This window comes from Vagococcus fessus (assembly GCF_003987565.1).
GTDB classification, from domain to species: domain Bacteria; phylum Bacillota; class Bacilli; order Lactobacillales; family Vagococcaceae; genus Vagococcus_D; species Vagococcus_D fessus.
In genome coordinates this window covers 770,545-783,084 of the sequence record NZ_NGJY01000001.1, presented here as the reverse complement: position 1 = coordinate 783,084, position 12,540 = coordinate 770,545, and the positions used below count along the sequence as shown (strand labels likewise).

Genomic DNA, 12,540 nt, shown 5'->3' with positions numbered 1-12,540 from the left:
AATGGAAATGACATTTAGATGGTATGGCTCGGATAGTGAAAAGATAACGCTTGAGCAAGTCAAACAAATTCCAGGAGCAAAAGGGATAGTTGGGACATTATTTGATATTCCAGCAGGAGAAGTTTGGCCAAAGGATAAAATTAAAGAATTGAAAGAAGAAATTGAAGCAGCTGGTTTAACTTTAAAAGTTATTGAGAGTGTAAATGTTCATGATGACATAAAAATTGGTTTACCTTCACGTGATAAATATATTGAAAATTATAAAGCGACTATCAGAAATTTAGCTGAATATGGAATAGAAGTGATTTGTTATAATTTTATGCCTATTTTTGATTGGATTAAAACAGATCTAAATTATAAATTGCCTGATGGCTCTTATACATTAGCCTTTGAAGAAGCAGGAATTGATAAAGAACCTGAAGAGATTGTTAAAGAGGTTGAGGCTTCTTCTGGTGGCTATACGCTACCTGGTTGGGAGCCGGAACGTTTGGAACATGTGAAATATCTATTTGAAAGTTATAAAGATGTCAATGAAGAAGTTTTAAGAGCTAATTTTGAATATTTTTTAAAAGCGATTATTCCAACGTGTGAAGAAGTAGGGATGAAAATGGCAGTTCATCCAGATGATCCACCCTATTCAATTTTTAATTTACCTAGAGTAGTTAAAAATAGAGAGGATTTAAATTGGCTTTGTAGTGTGGTTGATAGTCCGGCTAATGGAATTACTTTATGTACAGGGAGTATTGCTGAAGATCCGACAAATGATGTCTATGAAATTATTTCTGAGTTTACGAAACGTGACCGTATTCATTTTGCTCATGTTAGAAATATTTGTTTTACAGAGGGTAGAGACTTTTATGAATCAGCGCATTTATCAACTGAAGGTTCTTTAGATATGTATAGAATTATGAAGGCACTTTATGATAATGGATTTGATGGTTATATAAGACCGGATCACGGTAGAATGATCTGGGGTGAGACAGGGAGACCTGGATATGGTTTATACGATAGAGCATTAGGGATAACGTATCTTAATGGTTTATGGGAAGCGTTAAATAAGAGCTGCTAGAGTTGAAAAAGAAAACTAATAATATATTTTGATTATTGGTTTTTCTTTTCTATTGCATTGAAAGCGTTTCACAACCGATAAGGAGGATGGATTCATGATAAAAAAGAAAGATAATATATCATTAACGACAGCAGTTGGGTTTGGTATGACGGATATAATGGGTGGCGGAGCCTTTACTGTTATTGGTGCATTTATGTTGTATTTTTATACAACATTTGCCGGACTATCAGCTGTTCAAGCAGCTTCAATTATTGGGATTGCAAGAATTGTAGATGCTTTTTCTAGCTTAGTTATAGGAAGTTTAACAGATAATTTTTATAAAACGAAGTTGGGACGTAAATTTGGCCGCCGACATTTCTTTTTATTGATAGGGTCACCACTGATGTTAGTGTATGCCCTTCTTTGGATTCCGAATTTAGGATACTGGTATTATCTAATTACATATCTTGCTTTTGAGATTATTGCAGCTAGTGTGTTGATTCCATGGGAAACCCTCCCTTCAGAAATGACAGATGATTTTGTTGGACGAACTAAATTATCGACTGCAAGAATGATTATTTCGGCTTTAGGTACTTTTTTAGCTACATTTATCCCAGGTCGTTTAATAGCGTATATGGGTGAAGATAAAGCTCATCCTTATTTCGTGAACGGTCTAGTTCTTGCGATTATTTTTGCTGTGTGTGTATTTATTTCTTACAGAACGACTTGGGAAAGAGGTCCTGAAGAAGTTGTTATTGAAGAGAGTAATTTATCCGTAGGAGCTTCATTGAAGAAAGAATTTAAAGATTATATGTCTACTTTAAAAATAAGAGCATTTAGAAAGCACTTAGCGATTTATTTGTTATCATTTACAGGTAAGGATGTTCACAATACCGTATTCATTTTCTTTGCGGTCTATTGCTTAAAAGTATCATCAGTAACTGCAGCAAATTTACTTTCTTTGAGTATTGTAGGAATTCCTGTTACGTTATTTGCAGGGTACTTATTGATTAAAATAGGACCTTCTAGATTATTACAATTAGGTTATTCTATAATGTTACTTATGTTGGGGGCATATTATGTTGTTTATTTAAAACAGCCTGTGAATATGGTATTTACCTTGTATGTCATTGCGTTAGTTTATCAAGTAGGTAGAGCTATTTTAGAGTGCACACCGTGGAATGTTTTTCCTTTTATCCCTGATTTAGATGAGATGGTTACATGTAAGAGACGCGAGGGTTTATTCGCAGCTGTGATGACATTTACACGTAAATCAACAGTTGCAATAGCTACTTTTGTGGTAGGTTTTATTTTAGAAGAAGGTGGTTTTGTGACGGGTGCCACAGTTCAAAGTCCAGAAGCGATTACGACTATTTTGATGACATTTTTATTTGGTACAGGAATTTTACTTGTTCTAGCTATGATTGTTACATTTAGCTTTCATTTGAATAAAGAAACACATCAAGTTGTAGTGGATGAAATTAAAAGATTGAAATCTGGTGGATTAAAATCTGATGTCGCCGATGAAACTAAAAGTATAGTTGAGGATTTGACAGGCTATAAATACGAAAATGTATGGAATGAAAATATTTAAATATATATTAGGAGGGAAAGATATGTTCTTAGATGAAACGTTTCTATTAAAAAACAAAGTTGCACAGAAATTGTACAATGATTATGCTACAAAAATGCCGATTATTGACTATCATTGTCATTTAGATCCTGAGGAGATATATAGTAATCAGAAGTTTGAGAATATAACCGAAGCTTGGTTGGCTGGTGATCATTATAAATGGAGATTAATGCGTGCTAATGGGATATCAGAGGAGTTGATTACTGGTTCAGGTTCTGATTATGATAAGTTCTGTGCATGGGCAGAAACTATTCAAAAGTGTATAGGTAATCCTTTATATGTGTGGACTCACCTAGAATTAAAGAGGATATTTGGTATAGAGGATTTATTGAATAAAAAGAATGCTGATAAGATTTGGAATGAAGCAAACAAGATTATAAAAAATGATAATATGTCCACTAGAGAACTGATAAAAAGATTTGATGTAAAAGTTGTTTGCACTACGGACAATCCCACAAGCGACTTAGAATTTCATAAAAAATTAGCTCACGAAGAATCATCTTTTAAAGTTTATCCAACTTTTAGACCAGATAATTTCATAAATATCGGTTGTGTTAATTTTGTTGACAATATTAAAGAATTGGAGAAAATTTCAGAGAAATCAATAAATAATTACGAGCAACTAGTGGAATCACTTCATCAAAGAATAATATATTTTAATGATAACGGTTGCCGTTTATCCGATCATGGTTTTGGTCATTTTGTTTTTTGTCGAATGAGTAAAAATGAAATTAATTCTATTTTCTCTAAAGTAATGAATTCAGAGGTGATTTCTAATGAGGAAATCCAAGCTTACCAATCACATTTATTAACTGATTTAATGAAATTGTATAATAGATATGGATGGACTGCACAGTTGCATATGCAAGCTTCTAGAAATAACAATAGTAAGATATTTAATTCGTATGGTCCTGATGCGGGTGTAGATGCAATGACCGATGGATGTATTGAATCAAGTCTAGTTGGGTTATTTGATTCGTTGGTAGTGTCAAATGAACTGCCTAAAGTGATTGTCTATTCACTAAATCCTAAAGATTATGAGCCGATTGTTGCTTTAATGGGGTGTTTCCAAGGTGGAGAACCGAGTAAAATTCAGTTTGGATCTGCTTGGTGGTTCAATGATACGTACTCTGGAATGAGACATCAAATGACAGCCTTAGCAGAAGGTGGCGTATTTGCAGACTTTATTGGAATGTTAACAGATTCCAGAAGTTTCTTGTCATACCCAAGACACGAGTATTTTAGAAGGATTTTATGTGAGCTGATTTCGGAATGGGTGCTTCAGGGACAAGTTCCTGAGGATTATGAGCTGCTTGGTGAGGTTGTTGAGTCTATTTGTTATAAAAATGCAACCAAATATTTTGAAGTATAGAGTTAGTTCAATAAAACTTTGAAATATATTTTATTGAAAGAGCATTGTAAAAACTCATTAATTTTTACAATGCTTTTTTTGCTGTTTTCTCTTAGTTATGTCTTGCTAAAAAAAGAGGTCTGGTCTATAATTGGACTATACCACATTGGACTATACCGAAACGGAGATGACAGATTATGAATATTATTAAAGTTAAAGATCAAGCAGAAGGCGGAAAAAAAGCTTTTGAACTTATTCAATCAGCAATGAAAGAGCGCAATGCTAAAGTTTTAGGTTTAGCAACAGGTAGCTCACCGATTACAATGTATGAAGAAATGGTTAAAAGTGATGTTGATTTTTCTGACATGGTTGCTATTAACTTAGATGAATACGTTGGTTTATCAGAAACAGACTCTCAAAGTTACCGTGTTTTCATGAACGAAAACTTATTTAATAAAAAACCTTTCAAAAACTCATATGTTCCAAACGGCATGGCTAAAAATGCTGAAGAAGAGTGTGAGCGTTATGATAGCATTATTGAAGAAAATCCTATTGATTTACAAATTTTAGGAATTGGAACAAATGGTCATATTGGGTTTAACGAACCAGGGACACCATTTGATTCATTGACACGTAAAGTGGATTTAGTAGAGTCAACTATTGAGTCAAATAAACGTTTCTTTGAGAAAAAAGAAGATGTTCCAACTCAAGCTTACTCAATGGGAATTGGTTCTATCATGAAAGCGAAAGAAATTGTTTTAGTTGCTTATGGTGAGTCAAAAGTTAATGCCTTAAAAGGAATGATTGAAGGCGAAATGACTGAAGATTGTCCAGCGAGTGCGTTACAAAAACACCCTAACGTAACAGTAATTGCGGATGAAGCTGCTTTAGCAGGTTTATCTTCTTTATAATATGTCACGAATCAAACAGACCTTGTCATTTAATTGGCAAGGTTTTTTTTAGTTTGTCTGTAACATATGTTTAAAATCATAGTTTTTACTAGTGATGTTTGGTAAAATGAAAGAGAATTTGATACTTTTATGAAAGTATGAAAGAGCTGGAAAGGACGATGAATGATGTTAATGTCAGAGTTAATAGAAGAGTTTATTTCATTAGCAATTAAAACAGGAGGCTGGATGGTACTCGACCGCCTGTATTTAAAAAATAAAATAGTTGGAATTATTGGTGAAGAAACGCTAGAGGAGTTGTCTCAACAGACAGTAGAAGAGCCTGTAGAAGATGCGTTAACAGCACTTGTAAAAGTTGTTTCAGAATTCAAAAAATTAGAAGCTGGTCAATCTAAAGAATTAGAAACGCAATTAGCGGATAGTTTAACACCACCTCCGTCAGTGGTAAACGCCTTGTTTGCTCAGCGTTATGAGAAAGATCCAGACGATGCTACTCGTTATTTCGCGGAAGTTAACGAGGTTAATCATTTCGTTGCAGCAGTAAAAGAACCTATTGTCGAAGAGAATCTTCTTGTTTGGGATAGTTCTATTAGTTTATCAGATGCAACTGAGGAAAAAGAACGTTGTCCATTATGTATGTCTAATGAAGGCTTTGAAGGGGACAGTAAAACAGAAAATCGTCAAACGCAACGTCTCATTCGTATGAATTTATTAGGAGAAACATGGAATTATCAATTTGAAAGAAACCCGTTATTTGAGCAACAGGCTTATTTTTCATCAGAAAACCATCAAGAGATGACATATGGTAAGGATAGAATTGAAAAACTAGTAACGCTTAGTGATATATTCCCACATTATTTTATAGGTGAAACGGGTGGTATGACGCCTAGTGGTTCTGCTGCAGAAAGTATTGAGCATGCGTCATTTTACGGAGCGATTGGTCAAACACTTTTGAGTAAAGCTGCAGTGAAGCAAACGAGAAAGATGAGCTTGTTTACTTCGATTGAGCTAGAAGAGTTAGAGTGGGCTATTCCAGCAATTAGGTTAGTTGGGAAAGATAAGACAGCATTAATCCAAGCGGCACATTTTGTAGAGGCTTTAGTTTTAAAACAAGTGGTAGTTTCTTCAAGTGACGATAGAGAGTATGGCTTACCGTTAGTGATTGAAAAGACGGATAAAGGGTATGTTTTAACTTTAGTGTTACTCAATCCAAGCGTGTTGTCAGAAACAAGTTTAGATTTCTGGGAAATTATTGGGTGTGTGAATGTGACGAAAGAATCATCTAAAGAAGAAACATTGAAACAAGTCACAGCACTATATGAGTTAGTATCACAAGGGATAAATACAGCTGATTATTTAGTTGGATTATAATAAAGCGTCAGCACAAAAGTGAGGAAAATTAAAATGAAAGTATTAGCGATAGATACAGCCAATCAAGGGTTGGGTGTGGCTTTAGTAGAAGATGGTAAAGTTATCGGTAATTATTTAGGAATGGCGAGTAAAAATCATAGTGTGACATTAATGCCTGCTATTGATTTTGTGATGAAAGCTAATAAATGGTCACCTAAAGAGTTAGATAGAATTGTTGTAGCTAAAGGACCAGGGTCTTATACAGGACTAAGGATTGGCGTAACGACAGCCAAAACATTAGCTTGGACATTGGGGATTGATTTAGTTGGTGTCTCAAGTTTGGCAGCAGTGGCAAGCAATTCAAAAGGATATGAAGGGGTTATCGTTCCATTGTTTGATGCTAGACGATTGAACGTATACACAGGAGCTTATAAATGGGTGAACGGTCAACTTGAAACGATTATAGAAGACCGCCATAGCTCGTTAGACAATTGGTTGGATAGTTTAATAGCACAATTTTCAGATGAAACGATTCGTTTTGTCGGAACAGATGCTGTTATTTTTGAAGAGATGATAAAAGAAAAATTACCTAAAGCGGAGTTTGTTTCTGCAGGTGGTGTAAATGAAGTCAATGCCAGTTCTCTAGCTTTATTAGGCCAAGAGATGGAACCGGTAGACTCTATAGAAGCCTTTGTACCTATTTATTTGAAAAAGGTAGAAGCAGAAGAAAAATGGCTTGAGAAAAATGAAGAAACAGGAAGTAACTATGTCGAAAAAATCACCTATACTAGCTAAAGTAAAAGGGAAGCTTCCTAAAAGAATGACTTATCCTGAAAAAAAAGTAGAGATAAAAGAAGAAGCGTATTATTTAAGGGAAGTTCGTTACATTGATATTAAGCAATTGATAAAGATTGAGAAAAAAGTATATAACGGTGAAGTACCATGGGGACGAACGGCTTTCTTAAGCGAAATGAACGGCTCAATTCCCGTGCTATATTTAGTTGTCGAACGTGAAAAAGAGTGTGTGGCATTTTTATCAGCACGTTTTGAAAATGGTGACGGTCATATTTCTAATCTGATTGTTGATCCAGAGTTTCAAGGTAAAGGGTTAGGTTTGTTATTGCTTACAGAATTAAAAAGAATGGCGATTAAACATGGGTACACCTCGCTATCTTTAGAAGTGAGGGTAAGTAATTTAGATGCCAAACGCATTTACCGAAAATTCGGATTTGAATCAAAAGCGATAAAGAAGGAATACTATTATAAGGATAAAGAAGATGCACTAGAGATGCTTTATCTTTTTGAGGATAAAAAAAATGATAAAAAGAAAAAAAGCGTATGAATATAATGAGTTAGCCAAAGCGTTAGTTTTGATAAGTGAAACTTCATATCAGTCAGGCTCTCCTTGGAAAGAAAAACAATTTTTCGAGGATCTAACGCAGGACTCAAGTGAGTATTTAATAGTAGAAGAAGTGGGCGAGATTACTGCCTATCTTGCTTTTCATATTTTATTTGATGAGATTGAAATTATTAATTTAGCAGTCTTATCTAATAAGAAGCGAAAAGGATATGCAAAATTAATGCTTAACGAGCTTATAGGCTATGCAAAAGAAGAAACGTGTCATGCTATTTTTCTTGAGGTCAGAGAAAGTAATGAGCCGGCACGACAGCTTTATATGAAAAATGGCTTTATCCAAACGGGAAAGCGTAAAAATTATTATCACTACCCACTTGAAGATGCTATTTTGATGATGTTAGAGTTAAATTAAAGTTGAAAGGGATGCTACTGTGGAAGAAAAAAAATATATATTAGCAATTGAAAGTAGTTGTGATGAAACCAGTGTAGCTGTTGTTTCGTTAGAAAATGACTTAGTATCCAATGTTGTAGCGTCACAAATATTAAGCCATAAACGTTTTGGTGGGGTTGTACCTGAAGTTGCAAGTCGCCATCATGTTGAACAAATTATAAGTTGTATGGAAGAAGCGATGACGGCAGCGTCAGTAACAGTAGCTGATTTAGAAGCGGTAGCTGTAACAGAAGGTCCCGGACTTGTCGGTGCGCTTTTAATTGGAATTAGCGCAGCTAAAGCTTTTGCGTGGGCCAATGATTTACCGTTAATTCCAGTTAACCATATGGCGGGGCATATTTATGCAGCGAGCTATGTGAAGCCATTAGAATTTCCGTTGATGGCATTATTAGTTAGTGGAGGACATACTGAACTCGTTTATATGCCAGAACATGGCGAGTATAAAATTATTGGTGAAACCAGAGATGATGCAGCAGGAGAGGCTTACGATAAAGTAGGGCGTGTACTAGGATTGGATTACCCCTCAGGTAAAGAAATTGATGAGTTAGCCCACCAAGGGAACGACACGTTTAATTTCCCGAGAGCTATGATAAAAGAAGATAATTTAGACTTTAGTTTTAGTGGTCTAAAGAGTGCCTTTATTAATACTGTTCATAATGCAGAACAAAAGAATGAAATATTAGATAGGTTGGATTTAGCAGCAAGTTTCCAAGCTAGTGTTGTAGAGGTCTTAAAAAAGAAAACATTAGACGCTTGTACGGAATACCCTGTTAAACAATTAGTTGTTGCCGGTGGTGTCGCAGCGAATAAAGGTCTACGCCAAGGTTTGACAGATGCTTTTGCGAAAAGCTTCCCTGATGTTGAATTAATTATCCCACCGCTTAATTTATGTGGAGATAATGCAGGGATGATTGGGGCAGCAGCACTTGTAGAATACAAAAAAAATAACTTAGCAGGTTGGGATTTAAACGGAAATCCAGGTTTAAGTTTATAGAAGGAACAAGTTAGACTTAGATAATCATAAGTTTAGCTTGTTTTTTTTATAAATACGTTATATAATATCATAGGTATTGAAAATATCGATACTAAAACCACATCTTAAGGGATCGGTGAAGCGGTGCTTGCTTGCAAGTTCTTGACCAGTTGAACTTAAGAGAGGAAATCTAAAAACCAAATGGAGGAAACAAAAATGGCAGTAATCTCAATGAAACAATTGTTAGAAGCCGGCGTTCACTTTGGACACCAAACTCGTCGCTGGAACCCGAAAATGAAGAAATATATCTTCACAGAAAGAAATGGTATCTACATCATCGACTTACAAAAAACTGTACGTCTTGCTGATGATGCTTACAACTACATGAAGAAAGTCGCTGAAGATGGCGGCGTTGCTTTATTCGTAGGAACTAAAAAACAAGCTCAAGAAGCTGTTAAAGAAGAAGCTACTCGCGCTGGTCAATACTATGTAAACCACCGTTGGTTAGGTGGAACTTTAACTAACTGGGATACTATCCAAAAACGTATCGCTCGCTTAAAAGAAATCAACAAAATGGAAGAAGATGGCGTATTCGACTTACTTCCTAAAAAAGAAGTTGCTGGTTTAAACAAACAACGCGAACGTCTTGAAAAATTCTTAGGTGGTATCGCTGATATGCCAAGAATTCCAGATGTTATGTTCATCGTTGATCCTCGTAAAGAGCGTATTGCAGTTCAAGAAGCTCAAAAATTAAACATTCCAATCGTTGCTATGGTTGATACTAACTGTGATCCAGATGAGATCGATGTTGTTATCCCATCAAATGACGATGCAATTCGTGCAGTTAAATTAATTGCTGGAAAAATGGCTGATGCTTTCATCGAAGGAAACCAAGGTGAAGATCAAGTTGTTGAAGAAACTTTCGCAGCAGATAAAGCTGAAGATACTACTTCAATCGAAGAAATCGTTGAAGTTGTTGAAGGCGACAACGCTTAATAAGCTTTTTAATAATCTTTAAACTTGAGACTGTCTCAAAGGCTATTGATCGGTTGGCGAAAATAAGTAGCCTAGACTTCCTTTGAGGCAGTTTTTTTAAACAAATATAACTAGACACATCTATAATTAGGAGGAAATAATATTATGAAAATTACAGCTGCTATGGTTAAAGAATTACGCGACGCTACAGGCGTTGGTATGATGGACGCTAAAAAAGCATTAGTTGAAGTTGATGGAGATATGGATAAAGCCGTTGACTTTTTAAGAGAAAAAGGATTAGCAAAAGCTGCTAACAAAGGCGACAGAATCGCTGCTGAAGGTTTAGCTAACGTACACGTTGCAGGAAATACTGCTGCTATCGTTGAAGTTAACTCAGAAACTGACTTCGTATCTAAAAATGATATGTTCGTTGATTTAGTTGCTAAAATCGCTAAATTAGTTGCTGAAAACAAACCAGCAAACATGGAAGAAGCTTTAGCTATCACAACTGAAAACGGAACTATCGAAAAAGAATGTTTAGAAGCTACTACTGTTATCGGTGAAAAAATTAGCTTCCGTCGTTTCGAATTAGTTGAAAAAACTGATAACCAAGCATTCGGTGCTTACTTACACATGGGTGGACGTATTGCTGTTCTTACAACAATCGACGGTACTACTGACGAAGCTATGGCGAAAGATATCGCTATGCACGTTGCAGCTATCAACCCTCGTTATGTTTCTAAAGATCAAGTATCTGCAGAAGAATTAGAACATGAAAAAACAGTTCTTACTGAACAAGCTTTAAATGAAGGCAAACCAGCTAACATTGTTGAGAAAATGGTTGTTGGACGTATGCAAAAATTCTTAGCAGAAATCTGTTTAGTAGACCAACCATTTGTTAAAGATCCAGACTTAACAGTTGCTAAATTTGCTGCAACTAAAGATGCTACAGTTAAATCATTCATTCGTTTTGAAGTAGGCGAAGGTATGGAAAAACGTGAAGAAAACTTTGCGGAAGAAGTAGCTAACCAAATGAAATAATCAAACTGTCTCAACTTTTTGAGAGGGTTGGGAACGCAATTACGTGTTAATTGCGCTCCCTTTTTTTAGGCAAAATCAGACTTTTTAGACTGATAGCACTTAATAGCTGTGTTAAAATGACTATAGGATCATAAATGGAGGGAATAGAGATGGAACAACCTAAATATAAACGCATTATTTTAAAAGTGAGTGGAGAAGCTCTTGCTGGAGAGGCTGGCTTCGGTATTAAACCGCCAGTTATTGAAGAAATTGTGAAAGAAATTAAAGAAGTTCATGATTTAGGTGTAGAAATCGCTATTGTTGTTGGTGGAGGAAACATTTGGCGTGGAACTATCGGTGAAGAAATGGGTATGGAACGTGCACAAGCTGACTATATGGGAATGCTTGCGACAGTTATGAATGCTCTAGCTTTACAAGATACGTTAGAAAATATTGGGGTTGGCACTCGTGTTCAATCATCAATCGAAATGCGTCAAATTGCTGAACCTTATATTCGTCGTCGTGCAGTACGTCACCTTGAAAAAGGCCGTGTTGTTATCTTCGCAGCGGGTACAGGTAACCCTTACTTCTCAACAGACACAACAGCAGCTCTAAGAGCAGCTGAAATCGAAGCTGATGTTATTTTGATGGCTAAAAATAATGTTGATGGTGTCTACTCAGCTGATCCTAAAGTGGATTCAGAAGCAACTAAATTTGAAGAATTAACTCATTTAGATGTTATCTCAAAAGGGTTACAAGTTATGGATTCAACAGCAAGTTCACTAAGTATGGACAATGATATTCCACTTGTTGTCTTCAACTTAAATGAGCCTGGCAATATTAAACGAGTTTGTTTAGGTGAAAACATCGGAACAACCGTAAGGGGGAAATAAAATGGCAAAAGAAATTTTAGCATCAGCTAAAGAGAGAATGACTAAAGCGGAAGACAGCTTACGTCGTGAATTAGGTCAAATACGTGCAGGACGCGCTAACGCTAGTCTTTTAGATCGTATTCAAGTAGATTATTATGGTGCTCCAACTCCGTTAAACGCTATTGCATCAATTAATGTACCAGAAGCTCGCGTATTAATGATTACACCGTTTGACAAAACAGCTTTAGAAAATATTGAAAAAGCTATTATGGCATCTGATATTGGAATTAGTCCAGCTAATGATGGTAATGTTATTCGTTTAGTTATTCCTCAATTAACTGAAGAGCGTCGTAAAGACTTAGCTAAAGAAGTTGGGAAATATGCTGAATCAGCTAAAGTAGCTGTTCGTAACATTCGTCGTGATGCAATTGACGACCTTAAGAAAAAAGAAAAAGCTAAAGAAATTTCTGAAGATGAGTTACGTGTATTTGAAAAAGAAGTTCAAACTTTAACAGATAACAGTACAAAATCTATTGATGACATTACATCTGAAAAAGAAAAAGAATTATTAGACGTATAATCAAAAGAGCCGTGTGAGCGGC

At 35.6% G+C, this 12,540-nt stretch carries 13 protein-coding genes; all 13 read left to right on the top strand.

Annotated elements, in window-relative coordinates:
* Position 1: 1 nt before the first annotated feature.
* The 13 genes from uxuA to frr all read left to right on the top strand — a co-directional run bounded on the left by uxuA (position 2) and on the right by frr (position 12,518).
* Positions 2-1,069 (top strand): mannonate dehydratase, encoded by a 1,068-nt coding sequence (gene uxuA, locus CBF31_RS03820; RefSeq protein ID WP_126831039.1) that lies wholly within the window; start codon positions 2-4, stop codon positions 1,067-1,069.
* Between the two features lie 94 nt (positions 1,070-1,163).
* On the top strand, positions 1,164-2,642 hold the full coding sequence (locus CBF31_RS03815) for an MFS transporter (RefSeq protein ID WP_126831038.1): 1,479 nt from the start codon (positions 1,164-1,166) through the stop codon (positions 2,640-2,642).
* Positions 2,643-2,664: 22 nt separating this feature from the next.
* Positions 2,665-4,053 (top strand): glucuronate isomerase, encoded by a 1,389-nt coding sequence (uxaC, locus tag CBF31_RS03810; protein WP_126831037.1) that lies wholly within the window; start codon positions 2,665-2,667, stop codon positions 4,051-4,053.
* A gap of 176 nt (positions 4,054-4,229) precedes the next feature.
* Positions 4,230-4,943 carry a glucosamine-6-phosphate deaminase gene (locus CBF31_RS03805; protein ID WP_126831036.1) on the top strand — a complete coding sequence of 238 codons (714 nt, stop codon included), beginning with the start codon at positions 4,230-4,232 and terminating at the stop codon, positions 4,941-4,943.
* 165 nt (positions 4,944-5,108) lie between these two features.
* Positions 5,109-6,311 carry a hypothetical protein gene (locus CBF31_RS03800; RefSeq protein ID WP_126831035.1) on the top strand — a complete coding sequence of 401 codons (1,203 nt, stop codon included), beginning with the start codon at positions 5,109-5,111 and terminating at the stop codon, positions 6,309-6,311.
* A gap of 33 nt (positions 6,312-6,344) precedes the next feature.
* Positions 6,345-7,085: a tRNA (adenosine(37)-N6)-threonylcarbamoyltransferase complex dimerization subunit type 1 TsaB gene (gene tsaB / locus CBF31_RS03795; protein ID WP_126831034.1), complete on the top strand. Its 741-nt coding sequence runs from the start codon at positions 6,345-6,347 to the stop codon at positions 7,083-7,085.
* On the top strand, positions 7,057-7,632 hold the full coding sequence (rimI, locus tag CBF31_RS03790) for a ribosomal protein S18-alanine N-acetyltransferase (protein WP_170167866.1): 576 nt from the start codon (positions 7,057-7,059) through the stop codon (positions 7,630-7,632). The genes tsaB and rimI (CBF31_RS03790) overlap by 29 nt, the downstream gene beginning before the upstream one ends.
* Positions 7,607-8,059, top strand: coding sequence for a ribosomal protein S18-alanine N-acetyltransferase (rimI, locus tag CBF31_RS03785; RefSeq protein ID WP_126831032.1), 453 nt, complete (start codon positions 7,607-7,609; stop codon positions 8,057-8,059). Before rimI (CBF31_RS03790) ends, rimI (CBF31_RS03785) begins: the two co-directional genes overlap by 26 nt.
* A gap of 19 nt (positions 8,060-8,078) precedes the next feature.
* Entirely contained in the window at positions 8,079-9,092 is a 1,014-nt protein-coding gene (gene tsaD, locus CBF31_RS03780; protein ID WP_126831031.1) for a tRNA (adenosine(37)-N6)-threonylcarbamoyltransferase complex transferase subunit TsaD, read from the top strand.
* A 195-nt stretch (positions 9,093-9,287) separates the two neighbouring features.
* On the top strand, positions 9,288-10,067 hold the full coding sequence (gene rpsB, locus CBF31_RS03775; RefSeq protein ID WP_126831030.1) for a 30S ribosomal protein S2: 780 nt from the start codon (positions 9,288-9,290) through the stop codon (positions 10,065-10,067).
* A 144-nt stretch (positions 10,068-10,211) separates the two neighbouring features.
* A complete protein-coding gene (tsf, locus tag CBF31_RS03770) occupies positions 10,212-11,087 on the top strand; it encodes a translation elongation factor Ts (RefSeq protein WP_415674403.1) in 876 nt (291 codons plus the stop codon).
* A 149-nt stretch (positions 11,088-11,236) separates the two neighbouring features.
* The gene (gene pyrH / locus CBF31_RS03765) at positions 11,237-11,959 is read left to right on the top strand and encodes a UMP kinase (RefSeq protein ID WP_126831028.1); all 723 of its coding nucleotides are present in this window, start codon (positions 11,237-11,239) and stop codon (positions 11,957-11,959) included.
* A gap of 1 nt (position 11,960) precedes the next feature.
* Positions 11,961-12,518, top strand: a complete 558-nt coding sequence (gene frr, locus CBF31_RS03760; protein ID WP_126831027.1) for a ribosome recycling factor — start codon at positions 11,961-11,963, stop codon at positions 12,516-12,518.
* Positions 12,519-12,540: the final 22 nt, after the last annotated feature.